Source organism: Photobacterium sp. CCB-ST2H9, from assembly GCF_023151555.2.
Classification (GTDB): domain Bacteria; phylum Pseudomonadota; class Gammaproteobacteria; order Enterobacterales; family Vibrionaceae; genus Photobacterium.
In genome coordinates this window covers 1,617,938-1,636,053 of sequence record NZ_CP100425.1, presented here as the reverse complement: position 1 = coordinate 1,636,053, position 18,116 = coordinate 1,617,938, and the positions used below count along the sequence as shown (strand labels likewise).

The following is an 18,116-nucleotide window of genomic DNA, read 5'->3' as shown; positions in this document are numbered from 1 at the left end:
CATATCAAGCCCACAGATTCAGTAGGCAGCGGTGGCAAGCCCCGGGCATTCGATGCCCGGGGCTCTTTTCTTTTCAAATCTTTCAGCAACAGGTAGTTTAGTTTGCCGATTTCTTTATGCTGTCGCTAACTGTGCTTCTTCCGTCCGTTTCAGGAAAGCATAAGTTACGCCGGTCAGAATCGTCCCTGCTGCGATGGCAACCAGGTACATCAGCACAGGTGTGATCGCATTCGGGATAAAGAGGACGAACAGACCGCCGTGGGGCGCCATCAGTTTTGCACCAAACAGCATCGATAATGCGCCTGTCAGCGCACCACCAGCCATACAGCTTGGAATCACCCGCATCGGATCACGTGCTGCAAACGGAATGGCACCCTCTGAAATGAAGCACAATCCCAGCACAAATGAAGCTTTACCCGCTTCCTGTTCCGGCAGACTGAACTTGCGCTTCGCAAGAAAAGTTGCCAGTCCCATGCCCAGCGCAGGCACCATGCCCGCAGCCATGACCGCAGCCATCGGACCATATGTTTGCGATGCCAGTAAGCCGACACCAAAAGTGTACGCCGCTTTGTTCACCGGGCCGCCTAAATCAAAGCACATCATGCAGCCCAGCAAAATTCCCAGCAGCACCGCGTTCGCAGATCCCATGTTATTCAGAAATTCTGTTAAACCTGTCATCGCCGCCGAAACCGGACCACCAACAATATAAATCATGACCAGACCAGTGATCAGACTGGCGATCAGCGGAATAATCAGAATCGGCTTTAACGCTTCCATGGATGACGGCAAACGAACCTGTTCCGCCACCAGTTTGGCACTGTAACCCGCCAGGAAACCAGCAACGATCCCGCCAAGAAAACCAGCTCCGGTCGAACTGGCCAGCATACCGCCAATCAGACCCGGTGCCAGACCCGGACGGTCGGCAATCGAATAAGCAATATAACCCGCCAGCACCGGAATCATCAGGGCAAAGGCCGAACCACCACCGATTTTCATCAGCGCTGCAGCCAGTGTGCCTTCTTCTTTAAATGCTTCGATACCAAAGACAAACGACAATGCGATTGCCAGACCGCCGGCAACCACAAGCGGCAGCATATGGGAGACCCCGGTCATCAGGTGTTTATAGGGTCCGGCTTTTTCTTCTTTCGCGGGTTGTTCCGATGATGAACCAGACGCTTTGCCCTGATACACAGCAGCCAAGGCAAATGCGTGATCGATTTCCTGCCGGGTTTTCTTCAGCGCAGCCCCGGTACTGGTTTTGTATAATTTTTTGCCCTGAAAACGATTCAGATCGACCTCGATATCCGCGGCGATAATCACCAGATCGGCTGTGGAAATATCCGCTTCAGTCAGCTGGTTTTTTGCACCCACGGAGCCACGGGTTTCAACCTTGATGTCATATCCCTGGCGTTTGGCTTCTTCTTCCAGCGCTTCTGCAGCCATAAACGTATGCGCAACACCGGTCGGACAAGCCGTAATGGCGACAATCCGTTGTGTGGCGGACGCTGAAATCACGGTATCAACTGAAGCGACGACAGGTGCCTCTTCCAGCACAGTTGCACTGGCAACGGCCTGTTCAAGAAAACCTTTGGGATCGGCCAGACAGGCGGCCATTCCGCCCTGGTACAGTTTTTTACCCACAAACCGGTTCAGATCGACCGGGCAATCGGCAACCACCACCACAGCATCGGCCTGCGCAACCATTGCATCAGACAATGCCTGTACCGGAAGAATACTGGACAGACACTCAATCTCTGCCTGCCAGTTCAGGTCTTTTGCGGCTTGTTCCATTAGTCCCGCCGCAATCACTGTGTTTGCGATCCCGCTTGGGCAAGCGGTCAGTATTGCTATCTTCATGTCGTCACCTTTGTCATTCAACGTTCACGTTTTGGCCAACAGGCTGCTCGTTAAAAATCCGAACACTTTCCAGCGTTTGCTGCAGCACAGCCGCATCCGGTACGCCCACCCCAATCTGGGTGACTGCCAGCGCAGACAGAGCCGTTGCAAACTTCAGTGTTTCTTGTTTATTCCAGCGATTGAGTTCTCCCCAGCACAAACCAGCCACCAGGGTATCCCCCGCACCGACTGTACTGACGACCGTCATTTTTGGCGGCTGCGACTGCAACCAACCCGATTCATCCAGCCACATCACCCCGTCTGCACCCAGGGACACCACAACATTGCGGATATCCTGCCGGTGAATGATTTCTGCAGCGGCCTGCAACTGAGACGGGGTTTCCAGCGCTTTCCCGCAAAGCGCAGACAACTCTTCATCATTGGGTTTCACCAGCCAGGGCGAAGCAAGGACGCCTGCTTTCAGCGCGTCATTACTGCTGTCAAAAAATACTTTTTTTCCCTGTGATTTCAGGTCTTTGATCCATTGCGCACAGATCTCCGGACTCAAACCAACCGGCAGGCTTCCGGCAATCACGAACACCTCGTGCTGTTCAGCCAGTTCGAACAGTTTTTGCCCCATGGACGCAACATCATCTTCTGTCACCACGACGCCCGGAAAATTGATGTCACTGACACGACCGCTGGCTTCAACCAGCTTGACGTTGATCCGGCTTGAACCCTGTACGCGGACAAAAGCATCTTCAATGCCAAACTGAGCAAAAAGCTCACAGAAGGGATCCTGATTCTCCGTGCCCAATAGTCCCGTCACGGTTACTGCGGCGCCAAGTTCAGCCAGAACCCGGGCCACATTGACCCCCTTTCCGGCCGGATGCAGAGAGCTTTGCGCGATCAGATTGACTGTGCCCGGCTCCAGCAAAGCAAGGCTGCCGGTTAAATCCAGCGCCGGATTCAGATTCACAGCCACGACTTTGGGCTTCGCTGCGGTTTTAGTTGTCTGGGTGTTCATTGATTTGCCCTCTCTTATTTGCCTTCACCCAGACCCGCCGCAATGGCATCACCAATCGCGTTCAGCGCCTGAGTTGCATCCGCACCGTCTGCGGTGAACTCCAGCTCATGACCGTGTTTCACGCCCAGCGCAATCACTTTCATCAGGCTTTTCGCGTTCACAGCAGCCCCGTCCCCCTGAAGATTGCGAACCTGTATCGCCGACTCAAATTTCTTGGCGACGCTCACCAGCATGGCACCCGGACGGGCATGCAGACCATGCGCGTTGCGAATTTGATACACCGCGGAATTTGCATCCTCACCCGCCTGAACCCCGGATTCAGTGACTTCAGATTCAGTCAGGAGGGAAGGCAGTTTCGCAGCTTCGGTTTCAAACAAAACTTGCAGCTGCTGCTGATACAGCCATTTCGAAATCAGCTTCAGCGGCTTTTGATAAGTGCCGTTTCCAGCAGCAATCATCAGCAGACCTTTCACTGGCTTGTCCTGATGCGCTGCATCTTGTGACGGCGTCACAAATGACAATGTGGTGCGCGAAACATCCTGACTGCTTTTTGCCAGCCACAAACCCTGCCCCAGATACGACGGGTCGCTGGCAATCACATCAGCCACGAATCCATGGCCCGCGGCCTGGCGATTTTTAATCAAACCTGCTGCGACCGCTGTCAGCTGAAGTAAATCAGTCGCCGGAAAATTCAGCGCAATCAACCCGGCATCAAAATCCGCTTCAAGCTGAGTTTCGCCATTCAGCAAGGCAATCAGGGCATCTTCACTGCTGCACTGCTGAATTTGTTCAGCAACCCCATCGGCCGACAGCACCTTGGTCAGTTGCTTCAGAATGCCGAGATGTTCATCAGACTTCGCCGCAATCCCAATCGCCAGATACACAATGTTACCGTCTCCCCAATCGACCCCCTGAGGGAAATGGTGGATTTTCACTCCGGTCTGATTGACCAGATCACGGGTATCGGTTGTGCCATGAGGAATCGCAATGCCGCTGCCCAGAAATGTGGAATTCTGGGCTTCACGGGCCAGCATACCTTTGACATAGCCTTCGGCCACCAGCCCCTGTCGGGTCAGTTCGCCCGCCAGGGCAGAAATTGCAGCGGTTTTATCATTGGCTGACTGATTCAGCGCAATGTCTTGTCGCGTCAGTGACAACATCGGTTCACTCCCCTCGTTTGCTGACCGGCTCTGTTGACCGGATTTACTGAGTGCTTCGCTTGAATCCACCGGAAGCTGAAACGATTCAGCAAGCCGGGAAATAAAAAGTTTCAGCGATGTACCAGTGAGTATAGAATAAGCTTGAATACAGTGCTGAAACCTTTCAGCTATCATGCTGGATCGATTCAGCAAGAATTGCAAACAATGGACTTTCGATCCGGTTTCAATCTATGATCCAAACCACACTTTCCCTGATTTTTCGAGTAAATACACAAGATGAAGCTAGATGAAATTGCCCGGCTGGCGGGGGTTTCCAAGACCACGGCAAGCTACGTGATCAATGGTAAAGCCAGTCAGTACCGGATCAGCGAGAAAACCCAGCAGAAAGTGATGGCTGTAGTCGAAGAACACAATTTCAGGCCGGATCACGCCGCCAGTGCCCTTCGGGCAGGCAGCTCCCGTTCTCTGGGCCTGATCATTCCGGATCTGGAAAACAGCAGTTATGCCAAACTGGCAAAGCTGCTCGAAAGAGATGCCCGTAAAGCTGGCTATCAGCTGATGATCAGCTGCTCCGATGATGAACCGGAGACAGAAATGAAAGTGGCCCAGACGTTAGTCGCCCGCCGGATTGATGCGCTGATCGTTGCCAGTAGCCTGCCTGCTGACCATCCCTTCTATCGCGAGATACAGACTGCCGGCGTGCCGGTGATCGCCATTGACCGGGGACTGGATGATGAGTTCTTTGCCTGCGTGATCAGCGAAGATCACGACGGTGCTTATGCACTGACCAAACAACTGATTCAACCACACACTCAATCCATCGGTCTGATCGGCGCCGTGCCCGAACTGGGCATTTCTCAGCAACGTGAGCTGGGGTTCAAAGCCGCCATCCGGGATCTGGGCAACACAGCGCTCTCGGCGAAAACCCTGTATGGCGAGCACTTCAGTCCGGAAGAAGGACAGCGCCTGTTACAACAGTGGATTCAGGAAGATGCCGTCCCCGACAGCATTCTGATCACCTCTTACACCCTGTTTGAAGGCATGCTGGACTGCTTGCTGTCTCACCCGGAGCTCATGAAAACCACTCAGCTTGCGACCTTTGGTGATCACCGCCTGCTAGATTTTCTGCCGATGCGGATTCATTCTCTGCCCCAGCAGTTCGAAGACATTGCCGACAGTGCACTGGAACTCGCCCTGAATGCCACGGCAGGACGTTATCGCGCCGGTGTGGAAGTGATTCCGCGTCAGCTAAAAGTGCGTTAACTTTTTTCATCAGTAACCCGTCAGCTCCATGAACCCCTGCCCGGTGTGACTGCCGGTTACCGTCACCGGGCCTTCCCAGTAGGGAAAAAGAAACGGCAGCAGCTGATCGTCGCGCCGGGCCTGAACATCCAGCTCGATGTGTTGTTCGGGCACCACCAGATGCCAGCGCACCGGAAATTCACGTTCAGTCTGGTTGTCGGTTCCCGGCGTTTCGGCGCCTTGGATTTCAGTTCCTTGGCTTGCGCTTCGTAATGTCGCCATTCGTATTGGTGTCATGCGGGCTTTTCCCTGAGTGATCCGGATGCTTCGGCCATCAGGCCAGCTCAGGCTGCCAAACACAAAAGGCGGATGTTTGCGACTGCGTAACTGATAGAGCATCAGTGCTCTGCCATCGTCCAGATGAATTGAAAACCAGTCCCAGCCCTGCTGGTGTTCAGACATCACCTGGCTGCTCCACTCGCGGTCGAACCACCCTTCCCCTTTCACTTTGTACAGCTCGCCATCCAGGCGAATCTCACCATCGATGTTCAGAAAAGGCATACTGTAGTAGTAAGAAGCCAGCCGCGGATCTGCCGGATCTTTCTGACTGTAACCGGCATCCCCTTGCAGGACCCGATTGCCAAAGCTGCGCATTTTCAGCATCACATCCATATTGTGATCACGGAAAGTTAAAGTCCCCGGGAACGGCGATGCCGCCTGTCTTTTCCCCTGTTCTTGCCCCTGCCACCGCCAGTTATCGAGCCACAAGGTGAATGGCTCCGCCGTCACACCCGCCTGCCCGATACCGCCGCGTGCAAAGCGTTCCGCCTGCCAGCGTTTCTGCGCCGTCGTGACCACAGCATGGGCCATAAATCGCTGCGGACTCTGCCATCCCGTCGCCTGGACATCGCCCTGATTCGGCCGGGCTGACGTCCGGAACAACGTCCATTGCACTGCGATCCACTGGCCGGAATCAGACATCAGATTGGCCGTCAGGTACCACCATTCCGTCCGGAAGCCGGGATGGCTGAGATGATCCTGAGGGAAAATCAGCGGCTTCCCTGGGGTCACCTGCTCAAATCCTGCATCGTTCTGCTGAGACAGTATGGCCAGTGAATTGTTTTCCCGGGAATCAGGCTCACAGCCGAACAATAACAGGATCAACAGGAACAGGCTCAGCAACCCGAACATATAACGCCTCAGCCAGATTCTCAGTCTCGGCATCAGAATGCCTCCCGCAACGATAACATGGCAGAGCGTCGCACCAACCGCCAGACGGGCCACGCGCCAGCCAGCAGGAGAGCTGCCAGTGCGGTGCCAAGCGAAAACAGATACTGCAAAGGGAAGAAGCGAACCGGCATAGTCCAGCCAAAGGAATATTTCAGCACCACATCAATCAGCAACTGGGCCAGGAGCAAACCCAGCGGCAAAGCAATCAGCGCTGTCATGGCACCAATCGCCAGCAGCTGTCCACCCCCCAGTAATGCCAGTTCTTTGCCGGTCATGCCCATACAACGCAGTAAGGCAAACTGCCGTTGCCGGGAAATTTCACCTGCAATCGTGGCAATGAACAAACCGCCCACAGCAACGAACAGCGTCAGTTTGCCCAGCGTTGCTGTCACAATAAAGGTCCGGTCAAACACCGCCATGGCCTGATTCATGATCTGATTGTTATCACGCACCTGACTGGCCTTCAGACCGAAGCGACCCAGAATGTGATTCATCACGCTCTGAATCTCTTTCTCGTTGTGGAGATGAATTGCCAGACTGACTTTCCCCTCTCGTTGAAACAGGGTGTGCCACACAGACTCAGCCACCACAATCTGCCCATAAGGGTTACCGTAATCGTAATACACGCCTGCGAGACGCCAGCCCTGCCCCAGTCTTGGTGGTAAATCGACGGTCTGGCCGGGCACCCACTGATTTCTCAGTGCAAGCGATTCGCTGGCAAGAAAGATTTTATCCGGTCCCTGACGGTGCAGTAACGACCAGTAATCATCCAGTGCCGCTTTGACTGGCAGGGCCTGTTTTTCTCCAGCCGATGACCCGATACTGAAGATCTGCAACGGTTGTTCATAGCGGTCCCCGGTGATTTCCTGACGCCATCGCCACCACACGGCTTTGACCTGTGGTTGTTTGACTGCCCAGCGGGCAATTGAAGCGGCCTGATGTGTGGACGGCTGAATATAAAGATCAGCGGCCAGCCGTTGCCCGAGCCAGTTTTGCGTTGCCAGCCGAAAACTGCCCACCATAGTATCCATCCCGATCGTGGCAGCCAGCGCCAGCATAAATGCCATGGCTGCGACGCCCCGGTAACTCAGACTGGCTGCAGCATCACTGAAAAACCAGCGGACCCGTGGTGAACGAATCCATTTCGCCAGCCCTTTAAACACGGCCCATAACAGAAATGGCATCAACAGTCCGGCCGCCGCCAGCAGACAGCCGATCAACGCAAACCCGGCGAACTGGTTGTGTTCCAGAAAATAAATCATCACAGCAGCCATGATGAACAATGCTGCCATCAATGCCTGCCAGATGAACTCACGCCAGCTGCCTCTGACCATCGTCATATGTGCCGTCAGCCGGGCCGGTTGTGTGCGGATCAGCCGCACCAGTGGCCAGCCGCAGGCCAGCACAGTGCCGCCAAGGGCAATCACCAGACTGAGCGCCCCCCATTGCCAGTGCCATCCAGTCGTTAACGCAATATTGGCCTGATAAAGGTCGCTGAGCGTTGCTGCGACCGACGGCAACAGCTTTTGCGCCAGAAACAACCCCAGTACATTCCCGCCCACCACACCAATCACCAGCCAGAGCATCAGCTCAACACACAAGGCTTTCGCCAGTTGCGAGCCGGATACACCGTTCTGACAAAGCAGACCGACCAGAAACTGACGCTGCGTCAGCGACAGCGACATGGCCTGATAAAAGATAAACAGACCCACGATGAAAGCCAGCATTCCCATGGCAAATAAGTTGAGATGAAAAGCCCGGGTCAGGGGTTCCAGATGCGCATGATCATTTTCGGTCAGGATCAGCCCGCCCGGCAGCAACTGACTGATGTCCTGTTGCTCATCCTGCGTTAACTGACCGCAGAACACGGCGGTAAACCCTGAGCGGGGAAACAACTGCCGCACCAGCCCCATGTCGGCCAGCAGACGTGCGCCATGAATCCGGTCATCATTGACAATCGCCAGCTGACCGACCTCACGCCCCGTATTCAGCGTGAGCCGCTGACCGTCGGTTAATTGTTTGATTTGTGCCAGTTGACGGCTGATCCAAATCTGCCCCGGCGTCTGACTCAAAGCGACAGACTGAGCCGATTCGCTGCGCGACGAAGCAAACGGCATCATGACAAAAGGATCAATGCCTACCAGCGTCAGGGGACCGGCTTCGGCTGTCTCAATGCGGTGCATTTCATAGGGCACACATTGGGTATAGCCCATTCGCCGCAGTTGAATATACAGCCCCTGCGGCACTGTCATCCCGGCCTGCTGATGGCGAATGGCATACCGGAACGGCGTTTTGAACAACATTTCTCCGGCCCGGTAACTTGTTCTGGCCTGCTGGTTGACCGCCAGTACCCCCACCAGCAGTGCAATCCCCATGACCAGTCCGAGCAGGAGTAACACCATCTGCAAAGGATGACGCCGGTAATGGCCCCAGAGTGCATTAAAGACCGGGTTGCGCATTCAGCACGCCCCCTTTCAGCATCACCCGGCCATTCATGTAAGACGCCACCTGATGACTGTGCGTCACCAGCAGCAATGAACAATTCAATTGCCTGGTCAGGCCCGTCAGCAGCCGCATCACCGCCTGTGCATTCCGCTCATCCAGGCTGCCGGTCGGTTCATCAGCCAGCAGAATATCCGGCTCCATATACAATGCACGGGCAATCGCGGCCCGTTGCTGCTGTCCGCCTGACATCTCTTCCGGATATCGCTTGAGTAAGGGTTTCAGATCCAGAGCCGACACAATATTGCGCCAGAGCTCCGGCTGATCCGGCAGTCCCTTCAGCTGGCGGCAAAACTGAATATTGTCCTGTGTGGTTAAGGTGGGCAGTAAATTAAACTGTTGAAAAATCAGCCCGATATGATGCCGACGGAAAGCCGTCCGGGCCCGCTCTGAGATTGCATGCAGCGGGGTGTCCGCCAGCCAGATTTCGCCCTGATCGACCCGATCCAGCCCGGCAATCAGATTCAGCAGCGTACTCTTGCCGGAGCCGCTCTCGCCCATCAGCGCCACCTGTTCTCCCCGGTCGAGCGTCAGCGCAGCTCCCTGAAGTACGGAGTGAAACTCGTTGCCATCCTGATACCCTTTACAGAGATCAACAAGTCGTAGCATGCCCGCCTCCGTGGATGAAACAAAGATCGCCCTTCAGAACAAAGCTTCGGCTTATCAGCCTGAAATCCATGTATTTTCAGATAATTATTTTAGATCAGAAGGTTCAGAAAATAAGTGTAGTCCATCGCCTGATGCTCCGGCGGGCGATTGGGTCCGTAACATCTGTGCCCAGGACACTGATTCACAGCTTGTCTCACAGGCTCGACCGCATCCTCACGTTGAAGCCAACTATCCTTATACAGCAACTTCGGTATTCCAGATGAAATGACATCGACGCCGCCAGGCTGTATCAGGGGAAAGCAGAGATGGCTGTTCCGATTATCAAAAAACCAGCAAATGCTGCGGCTGCCAATCTGGCCGACTATCAGCAATGCTGCAGCGAATTTACCGATTTCTGTTCGGACAATGCCGCTTCAGATGGACCGCAATTGAAAACGCTGCCGGGCGGCGGACTGAATATCTGTTATCAGGCGCTAGACAACCACTTGAAGAGCCCGGTGGCAGACAAGCTGGCCATCCGATGGATCAGCAAAAATGATGAGATTCTTGATTACAGTTACCGCGATCTGTGTCAGCTCACCAGCCGTTTTGCCAGCATTCTTCACACGTTAAATTTATCAACCGGCGCGCGTATTTTCAGTTTGCTCGGTCGCCGGCCGGAACTTTATATCGCCGCGCTAGGCACCTTAAAAGCAGGCTGTGTTTTTACCCCGCTGTTCTCGGCCTTCGGCCCCGAGCCGATTCAATCCCGGATGGACATCGGGGAAGCCCAGCTTCTGCTGACCACCCGCAGCCTGTACCGGAAAAAAGTAAAATCGTGGCGGCAATCCCTGCCAAGTCTGAAAGCGGTCATCCTGATTGATGGCGATCTGGATGACGAACCCGACTGTCATTTATGGTCCGAGCTTATGCAGCAGGCCGACCCTGACTTCCCTTGTGCGGAAACCCAACCTGAAGACATGGCGCTGCTGCACTTTACCAGCGGGACAACCGGTCAGCCCAAAGGGGTCATCCACGTCCATCAGGCGGTGGCCTATCATCAGTTATCCGCCTTTTGGGCGCTGGATCTGAAACCCTCAGACACCTACTGGTGCACCGCCGATCCGGGCTGGGTCACCGGTACTTCTTACGGCATCATCGCGCCGCTGTGTTTAGGCGTCACGATGATCATCGATGAAGCCGAATTTGACGTCGAGCGCTGGTATCGCCTGCTCCAGCAACAGCAGGTGACCGTCTGGTATACCGCGCCGACGGCCATCCGGATGCTGATGAAAGCCGGACTGGCGATCCGGAATCAGTACGATCTGTCCGCGCTGCGCTTTATTGCCAGTGTCGGGGAGCCACTTAATCCTGAAGCGGTTGTGTGGGGACAGACCGCTTTCTCAATACCTTTTCACGACAACTGGTGGCAAACCGAAACCGGCGGCATCATGATTGCCAATCTGGCCAGTCAGGACATCAAACCCGGTTCCATGGGGCGCCCTCTGCCCGGGATTCAGGCCGCCATCATCGGCCACCAGGACGATGGCACCAGCCAGATCATCACCGCACCGATGCAGGTCGGTGAACTGGCACTGAAACCCGGCTGGCCCGCCATGTTTCGCGGTTACCTCCATCAGGAAGAAAAATACCGCCACTGCTTTGCCAACGGCTGGTACCTCAGCGGCGATCTGGCGATGTGTGACGAAGACGGCTACTACTGGTTTGTCGGACGCAAGGATGATCTCATCAAGTCATCCGGACATCTGATTGGCCCGTTCGAAGTAGAAAGTGCGCTGATGGAGCATGAAGCCGTGGCTGAAGCCGGAGTAATTGGCAAACCCGATCCGGTTGCCGGTGAAATCGTCAAAGCCTTTGTCACCCTCAAACCCGGGTTTACGCCCGATGAAACCCTGCAAAAAACCTTACTTGGTTTTGCCCGCCAGCATCTGGGGGTGGCCGTTGCGCCCAAGGAGATTGTTTTTCGTCGCAACCTGCCGAAAACCCGCAGCGGTAAAATCATGCGCAGGCTGCTCAAAGCCCGTGAACTCGGCTTGCCCGAAGGTGATCTTTCAACTCTGGAGAGCGACGAACAATGACCAGCAGACTCCATATCAACCGCGCTCACTTACTGCGTCAGCTCAAACAGATGCTGCGGATCCGCCGCTTTGAGGAAAAATGTGCCGAACTGTATGCGCTGGAAAAAATTCGCGGCTTTCTGCATCTCTATATCGGCGAGGAAGCCATTGCGGTCGGGGTCATGAGTGTGCTCAGTGCCGATGATCAGGTCGTTGCGACCTACAGAGAACACGGCCACGCGCTGGCCCGCGGCGTCAGTATGGGCAGTGTTCTGTCAGAAATGTATGGCCGGACCACAGGATGCAGTCGCGGACGCGGCGGATCCATGCACCTGTTTGACCGCGCAACGCATTTTTACGGCGGAAATGCCATTGTCGGCGGTGGCCTGCCGCTGGCAACCGGGCTGGCACTGGCAAACAAAAAAATGCAGCGCACCGCCCTGACCGCCTGCTTTTTCGGTGAGGGTGCCGTTGCCGAGGGTGAGTTTCATGAAAGCCTGAATCTGGCAGCGTTGTGGCAGTTACCGGTGCTGTTTATCTGTGAGAACAACAACTATGCCATGGGCACCGCACTGACCCTGTCTGAATCGGAAACCAATATCGCCAGAAAGGCCGACAGTTATGGCATCGCCGCCGCACAGGTAGATGGCATGAATGTGGTGGATGTGGAAGCCGCCACCCTTGAAGCAACTGAGTACATCCACACACAACAGAAACCTTATCTGCTTGAATGCAAAACCTATCGTTTTCGGGGCCACTCCAGCTTCGACAGCCAGCTCTACCGTGAAAAAGAAGAAGTGGCGTTGTGGGAAGAAAAAGGCCCGGTCAGACAACTGGTGCAATGGATGAGAAACAACAGTCATTTGCTGGACAGTGAACTGGATGACATCGAAAAAGACGTTGACAAAGAAATTCAGGCCGCGGTCCGTTTTGCTGAAGCCGGAGAATGGGAGCCGGTGGAAGATTTGTCCCGGGATGTCTACAGCCCCCGGCAGACCCATCGTTAAGTCGATTTACGGGAAGGACATTTATGGCTTCAGAAACCATGAGCTACCGCGAAGCATTACGTGCTGGTCTGGAAGAAGCGCTGAATCAGGATCCCCGGGTCTTTCTGATGGGCGAAGATGTCGGACGTTATGGCGGCTGTTATGCCGTCAGCAAAGGGCTGCTGGCCCAGTTTGGAGCCGAACGCATCATCGACACCCCGCTGTGCGAGTCCGGCTTTGTCGGCGTCGGCATCGGTGCCGCGCTGGGTGGTATGCGTCCGATCGTTGAAGTCATGACGGTCAATTTCAGCCTGCTGGCGATGGATCAGATCGTTAATACCGCGGCTACGCTGCGCCATATGTCCGGCGGTCAGTTCCATGTCCCCTTAGTGATCCGCATGGCCTGTGGTGCAGGCAGGCAGCTGGCGGCCCAACATTCACACAGCTGGGAGAACTTCTATGCCCATATTCCCGGTCTCAAAGTTCTGAGCCCGGCTACGCACAGCGACGCCCGGTACATGCTGGGACAGGCACTGGCCGATCCGAATCCGGTCCTGATTTTCGAACACGTCATGCTGCTCAATGAACCCGGCACCGTGCCGGACAAACCGGATGCCCCGATGGAAACCGCGCTGATCCGCCGTCCGGGAACGGATATCAGTCTGATCACCTACGGGGGCAACCTGCCGAAAGCACTGACGGCTGCCGAACAGCTGCAACAGGACGGCATTTCTGCGGAAGTGGTTGATCTGCGCTGCCTGCGACCGCTGGACAAGCCGACGCTGCTGAACAGCGTCCGCAAAACACACCGGGCGGTTCTCATCGATGAAGGCTGGCAGACCGGCAGTCTGGCCGGAGAAATCAGTGCCATCATCATGGAAGATGGATTCTGGTCTCTGGATGCGCCGGTCAGACGGGTGTGCAGCGCGGAAGTGCCCATCCCCTACCCCCGCCACCTCGAACAGGCCGCACTGCCTCAGGTCGAACAGATTGTCACCACGGCAAAAGCCGTGATGGAAGGTCGCTGATGGCTCGCCAGTCCTTCGACATTGTGATGCCATCTCTGGGGGCAGACATGCGCGACGGCACGCTCACGGAGTGGCTGGTTGCTGAAGGCGATCACGTCAGCAAAGGCGACAGTATCGCCGTGATCGAAACCAACAAGGGTGCCATTGAGATGGAAAGCTATTATTCCGGCACCATCAACCGTCTTCTGGTCCAGCCGATGCTGACCCTGCCGGTCGGCGCGATTCTGGGGACCATTGATGCAGATTCAAATACCGAAACAGATGCCGAGGAAAATGCAGACGCTGACATTGTGACAGACAATGAGCAGCCGGTGTCTCAATCCATATCGCCCCCGATACACAATGAACCGCCGATTGTCCCGGTCGTCTCAACGGCTCCGGCAACTGAAACCAGCGTTCGCGCTTTGACATCACAGCGCCTGGCTTCACCGATTGTCAGAGCGCTGGCGCAGCAACAACAGCTGGACCTCCGGGGCATCTCCGGTTCAGGCCCTCAGGGGGCTATTTTACTGAAGGATATACAAACGCTTCTTCAGGCCCAGTCCGCGGCTTCCAGCCCATCGGAGGCAGCGACAGCAGCGCCTTCATCAAAAGCAGTGACCCCCAAAACAGCCACCAGCAGCCGTGATTCAAACGCGATGCGAGAAGCCATTGCTGCCGCCATGGAGAAATCCAAACGTGAAATCCCGCACTACTACCTGAGCCATGAGATCGATCTCAGTGTCGCAAAACAATGGCTGAGCCAGGAAAATGCCGGACGGGACCCCGACGATCGCCTGCTGCTCACAGCCCTGCTCATCAAAGCCGTCGCAATTCTGCTGCCGCGTTTCCCGGCCCTGAACGGGCACTATCTGGACGGCCGATTTGAACCGGCCCCGGCCATTCACATCGGCACGGTGATCAGTCTGCGAGAAGGCGGCCTGATGGTGCCCGCCATTCACCATGCGGACCAGCTTTCGCTCAATGACACCATGCTGGCGCTCCGGGATATCAGCCAGCGTAGCCGGACCGGCCGCCTGCGCAGCTCTGAACTGACCGATGCCACCATCACACTCACCCATATCGGGGATCGGGGATCAGACAGCGTCTTCGGCGTGATCTATCCGCCACAGGTCGCCATCCTCGGTTTTGGCCGGTTACGCCAGTCCCCGCTCGTCAAACAGGGACAGATCAACATTTGTGACACGATGACGGTCACGCTCAGCGCAGATCACAGAGTCAGCGATGGTATCCAGGGCGCGAAGTTCCTCCACGCGTTATCCCAGCAATTACAGCAACCCGAGCTGTTATGAATGAAGCCGCTATAAATCAGTTACCCATAAAACAGTGATCCATCAAATAGCGATAAACGGAGCAGCAATGAATCAAGACGACATCAGAGCCTTAGTGATCACCGCAATACAAAGTGTGGCACCGGAAATCACAGCTGAAGACATTGAACCGGATGAGGATTTACGCGACACCTGCGATCTCGATTCAATGGACTACCTCAATCTGCTCAGCGCGTTGAAAAAAAGCTGCGGTGTCAATATTCCGGAAACGGACTATCCCAAGGTCAGGACCTTCACGGGGATGGTCGATTATCTGAATAAGCATCTGACCTGATGGCACGACTGATGGCACTGATGATTGGATCATGGCACCTGATGTCCGGTGTGCATCTCGCGCAACAACAAGCGGAGTCGCTTTTCGATTTCGATGATCGCAAAAAACACGATGCCAACCACCACGATCATCACCCCGTCCCAAAATGGCACAGCAACAGTCGCAAACAGTGCCTGTAAAGGGGGAAAATAGGTGATGGCGAACTGCGCGGCAGTGACGCAAATCACCGTCAGCCAGACAACCTGAGTGCCGACAATCAGCTCCCACTTCAGTGACGTCCCGTAGATATTACGGATAAAAAACAGATGGAAGATTTCCATCACGACTAAAGTATTCACGGCCATGGTTCGTGCCAGTTCAATCGAATAAGACTGATCGATTGCATAGGCGTAAATACCGAACACCCCGCCCAGCAGTAACACCGAAACAAAGATGATCCGCCAGGTCAGTTCGCCGGTCAGCAGCGGTTCGTCCCGGCGGCGGGGCAAACGCTGCATGCTCTTGTGTTCCGTCGGTTCAAAGGCCAGTGCTATCCCGAGCGTGATCGCGGTAATCAGATTGATCCAGAGAATCTGAATCGGAGTGATCGGGAGTGTCATCCCAAAGAGCAGTGCCACCACAATGGTCAGTGCCTCCCCGGCATTGGTCGGCAAGGTCCAGCTGATCACTTTTTTGATATTGTCGTAAACGGTCCGCCCTTCCCGCACCGCCGCAACGATGGATACAAAGTTATCATCCGCCAGCACAAGGTCCGCGGCTTCTTTTGCCGCTTCACTGCCTTTCAGCCCCATGGCAATCCCAGCATCCGCCCGCTTCAGCGCCGGTGCATCATTCACCCCATCGCCCGTCATCGCAATCGTCATCCCGTGAGATTGCAATGCCATCACCAGACGCAGCTTATGTTCCGGACTGGTGCGGGCGAAAACATCGGTTTCAACCACAGTCGCAGCCAGCGTTGGATCGTCCATCTCATCCAGATCAGCGCCCGTCAGCACCCGCTCAGTATTTTGCAGAGCGAGCTGTTTCGCGATCGCCACGGCGGTGCCTTGGTGGTCGCCGGTGATCATTTTCACGCGAATGCCAGCCGCATGACATTCGCGGATCGCGTCAATGGCTTCGGGACGCGGCGGGTCGATCAATCCGGCCATGCCAATCAGTGTCAGATCCTGCGCCACATCCGTCAATTCAAGCACCGTATGCTCAGGCGGCACCGGTTTGACCGCAAACGCCAGGACGCGCTGCCCCAGCGCCGCAATCTCTTCGGCCTTTTCATGCCAGTACCCCAGATTGATCGGTTCGATGTCTCCGGCGACCGTTCGCTGAAAAACACACATCGAAAAAATCTGTTCAGGCGCCCCCTTCACTGCGATAAACGCATGATTTTCGTGGTCGTGATTCAGGGTCGCCATGAACCGATGCTTGGCATCAAACGGGATCACGTCTGTCCGCACCCATCCGGCCAGTTCTTCTTCAATCGCCAGACCCAGCTTACCGGTCAGCGTCAGCAAAGCGCCCTCCATCGGGTCACCCACAATTTCCCACACGCCTTCGTGATGATGCAGCGATGCGTCATTGCACAAAGCCGCTACTCGGCCAATTTCCGCTAAAATGGCATGCTCACTGGCGCTGACAGCAACATCATTGAGCCGGATTTCCCCTTTGGGTTCATACCCGGCACCGTCCAGTGAGAACGCATGGGATGCAGTGACCACGGATGCCACCATCATCTCGTTACAGGTCAGCGTGCCTGTTTTATCCGTGCAAATCACCGACACGGCGCCCAGCGTTTCAATGGCGGGCAAACGCCGGACAATGGCATTGCGTCTTGCCATCGCCTGCACGCCCACCGCCAGGGTGATGGTCAGGACTGCCGGAAGTCCTTCCGGAATCGCCGCAACGGAGAGGCCCACCACGGCCATGAACATCTCAGTAAAATCGAAATGGGCGACAAAATATCCGAAGACCAGCAGCACCACGGCAATCAATAAGATCAACGCCGTCAACCACCGCGCAAATATATCCATCTGCCGAAGCAAAGGTGTGGTCAGTGTTTCAACTGTCGACAGCATGCCGCTAATCCTGCCGATTTCTGTCCCTGCACCCGTTGTTACAACGACACCCAACCCCTGCCCCCGGGTCACCAGCGTGCCGCTGTACGCCATACATGCCCGATCACCGAGGGTTGTATGCACCGCAACAGGCTGCACACTTTTCCTCACCGGCACAGATTCGCCGGTCAGGATTGATTCCTGAACCTGGAGTCCGTTCACCTGCAACAGCCGCAGATCAGCCGGAACTTTATCGCCGGCTTCAAGCAAGACGAGATCACCGGGCACCAGCAACTCACCGGCAATCTGGTGACGAGTCCCTGCCCGGATCACCGAGGCTTTCAGCGCGAGCATATGCCGGATAGCATCCATGGCCGCTTCGGCTTTCCCTTCCTGAATAAAGCCGATGATTGCATTGACAATCACAACCGCCAGAATCACCAGCGTATCGGACCCATGTCCCAGCAGTGCGGTCATGGCCGCACAACCCAGCAGCACGTAGATGAGGATATTGTGAAACTGCCGCAGAAAACGAATCAGCCGGTGCTCCTTCGGCGGATCCGGCAACCGGTTCGGTCCGCAGGTTTGCAAACGCGTAGCCGCTTCTTCAGCAGACAGGCCGTCCTGACTGGCATGCAGCGCATGAAGCACATCTTCTGATGTCATTTCATGCCATGTTTTTTCTGTTCGATTTTGCATGATCGAATGACACCCCTCCTTTCAATTCAGAGCTGTAGACCTCAAATCTGATCAGTTCAAAAAAGCACTCGGTGCATTCCCCGGGAA

The 18,116-nt window shown here is 55.4% G+C and carries 13 protein-coding genes; 6 read left to right on the top strand and 7 right to left on the bottom strand.

Annotated elements, in window-relative coordinates:
• Positions 1-114 precede the first annotated feature (114 nt).
• Genes fruA through fruB form a run of 3 tightly spaced genes read right to left on the bottom strand, consistent with a single transcriptional unit; the run spans position 115 to position 4,023 of the window.
• The gene (gene fruA / locus L4174_RS07760) at positions 115-1,857 is read right to left on the bottom strand and encodes a PTS fructose transporter subunit IIBC (RefSeq protein ID WP_248140110.1); all 1,743 of its coding nucleotides are present in this window, start codon (positions 1,855-1,857) and stop codon (positions 115-117) included.
• Positions 1,858-1,870: 13 nt separating this feature from the next.
• Positions 1,871-2,863 (bottom strand): 1-phosphofructokinase, encoded by a 993-nt coding sequence (gene pfkB / locus L4174_RS07755; RefSeq protein WP_248140109.1) that lies wholly within the window; start codon positions 2,861-2,863, stop codon positions 1,871-1,873.
• Between the two features lie 14 nt (positions 2,864-2,877).
• Positions 2,878-4,023 carry a fused PTS fructose transporter subunit IIA/HPr protein gene (fruB, locus tag L4174_RS07750; RefSeq protein WP_248140107.1) on the bottom strand — a complete coding sequence of 382 codons (1,146 nt, stop codon included), beginning with the start codon at positions 4,021-4,023 and terminating at the stop codon, positions 2,878-2,880.
• A 276-nt stretch (positions 4,024-4,299) separates the two neighbouring features.
• On the opposite strand from fruB, the gene cra reads away from it, so the two are divergent.
• Positions 4,300-5,286, top strand: a complete 987-nt coding sequence (gene cra / locus L4174_RS07745; RefSeq protein ID WP_248140104.1) for a catabolite repressor/activator — start codon at positions 4,300-4,302, stop codon at positions 5,284-5,286.
• A gap of 9 nt (positions 5,287-5,295) precedes the next feature.
• On the opposite strand, the gene L4174_RS07740 is transcribed toward cra, so the two are convergent.
• The 3 genes from L4174_RS07740 to L4174_RS07730 are packed head-to-tail and all read right to left on the bottom strand — an operon-like array spanning position 5,296 to position 9,606.
• Positions 5,296-6,489, bottom strand: coding sequence for a lipocalin-like domain-containing protein (locus tag L4174_RS07740; RefSeq protein ID WP_248140102.1), 1,194 nt, complete (start codon positions 6,487-6,489; stop codon positions 5,296-5,298).
• Positions 6,489-8,954 (bottom strand): FtsX-like permease family protein, encoded by a 2,466-nt coding sequence (locus tag L4174_RS07735; RefSeq protein ID WP_248140100.1) that lies wholly within the window; start codon positions 8,952-8,954, stop codon positions 6,489-6,491. The genes L4174_RS07740 and L4174_RS07735 overlap by 1 nt, the downstream gene beginning before the upstream one ends.
• Positions 8,935-9,606, bottom strand: coding sequence for an ABC transporter ATP-binding protein (locus L4174_RS07730; protein ID WP_248140098.1), 672 nt, complete (start codon positions 9,604-9,606; stop codon positions 8,935-8,937). Before L4174_RS07730 ends, L4174_RS07735 begins: the two co-directional genes overlap by 20 nt.
• Before the next feature lie 305 nt (positions 9,607-9,911).
• Between L4174_RS07730 and acsA the strand changes: the two genes are divergently transcribed.
• The 5 genes from acsA (at position 9,912) to L4174_RS07705 (ending at position 15,282) form a co-directional block, all read left to right on the top strand.
• Complete coding sequence (acsA, locus tag L4174_RS07725) at positions 9,912-11,684, top strand: acetate--CoA ligase (protein ID WP_248140096.1); 1,773 nt, start codon at positions 9,912-9,914, stop codon at positions 11,682-11,684.
• Entirely contained in the window at positions 11,681-12,670 is a 990-nt protein-coding gene (pdhA, locus tag L4174_RS07720; RefSeq protein ID WP_248140094.1) for a pyruvate dehydrogenase (acetyl-transferring) E1 component subunit alpha, read from the top strand. Before acsA ends, pdhA begins: the two co-directional genes overlap by 4 nt.
• 23 nt (positions 12,671-12,693) lie before the next feature.
• Positions 12,694-13,677, top strand: a complete 984-nt coding sequence (locus L4174_RS07715) for an alpha-ketoacid dehydrogenase subunit beta (protein ID WP_248140092.1) — start codon at positions 12,694-12,696, stop codon at positions 13,675-13,677.
• Positions 13,677-14,969: a dihydrolipoamide acetyltransferase family protein gene (locus tag L4174_RS07710; protein ID WP_248140090.1), complete on the top strand. Its 1,293-nt coding sequence runs from the start codon at positions 13,677-13,679 to the stop codon at positions 14,967-14,969. The genes L4174_RS07715 and L4174_RS07710 overlap by 1 nt, the downstream gene beginning before the upstream one ends.
• A gap of 67 nt (positions 14,970-15,036) precedes the next feature.
• On the top strand, positions 15,037-15,282 hold the full coding sequence (locus tag L4174_RS07705; RefSeq protein ID WP_248140088.1) for an acyl carrier protein: 246 nt from the start codon (positions 15,037-15,039) through the stop codon (positions 15,280-15,282).
• A 29-nt stretch (positions 15,283-15,311) separates the two neighbouring features.
• Here the strand turns inward: L4174_RS07705 and L4174_RS07700 are convergent, their stop codons facing one another.
• A complete protein-coding gene (locus L4174_RS07700; RefSeq protein ID WP_248140086.1) occupies positions 15,312-18,029 on the bottom strand; it encodes a cation-transporting P-type ATPase in 2,718 nt (905 codons plus the stop codon).
• Positions 18,030-18,116 lie beyond the last annotated feature (87 nt).

Bases quoted from the DNA above. Each gene is read 5' to 3' on its own strand.
- L4174_RS07740 (WP_248140102.1), bottom strand. From the start codon at position 6,489: ATGCCGAGACTGAGAATCTGGCTGAGGCGTTATATGTTCGGGTTGCTG.
- cra (WP_248140104.1), top strand. From the start codon at position 4,300: ATGAAGCTAGATGAAATTGCCCGGCTGGCGGGGGTTTCCAAGACCACG.
- L4174_RS07715 (WP_248140092.1), top strand. From the start codon at position 12,694: ATGGCTTCAGAAACCATGAGCTACCGCGAAGCATTACGTGCTGGTCTG.
- acsA (WP_248140096.1), top strand. From the start codon at position 9,912: ATGGCTGTTCCGATTATCAAAAAACCAGCAAATGCTGCGGCTGCCAAT.
- fruA (WP_248140110.1), bottom strand. From the start codon at position 1,857: ATGAAGATAGCAATACTGACCGCTTGCCCAAGCGGGATCGCAAACACA.
- L4174_RS07710 (WP_248140090.1), top strand. From the start codon at position 13,677: ATGGCTCGCCAGTCCTTCGACATTGTGATGCCATCTCTGGGGGCAGAC.
- L4174_RS07700 (WP_248140086.1), bottom strand. From the start codon at position 18,029: ATGCAAAATCGAACAGAAAAAACATGGCATGAAATGACATCAGAAGAT.
- L4174_RS07730 (WP_248140098.1), bottom strand. From the start codon at position 9,606: ATGCTACGACTTGTTGATCTCTGTAAAGGGTATCAGGATGGCAACGAG.
- pdhA (WP_248140094.1), top strand. From the start codon at position 11,681: ATGACCAGCAGACTCCATATCAACCGCGCTCACTTACTGCGTCAGCTC.
- L4174_RS07705 (WP_248140088.1), top strand. From the start codon at position 15,037: ATGAATCAAGACGACATCAGAGCCTTAGTGATCACCGCAATACAAAGT.
- fruB (WP_248140107.1), bottom strand. From the start codon at position 4,023: ATGTTGTCACTGACGCGACAAGACATTGCGCTGAATCAGTCAGCCAAT.
- L4174_RS07735 (WP_248140100.1), bottom strand. From the start codon at position 8,954: ATGCGCAACCCGGTCTTTAATGCACTCTGGGGCCATTACCGGCGTCAT.
- pfkB (WP_248140109.1), bottom strand. From the start codon at position 2,863: ATGAACACCCAGACAACTAAAACCGCAGCGAAGCCCAAAGTCGTGGCT.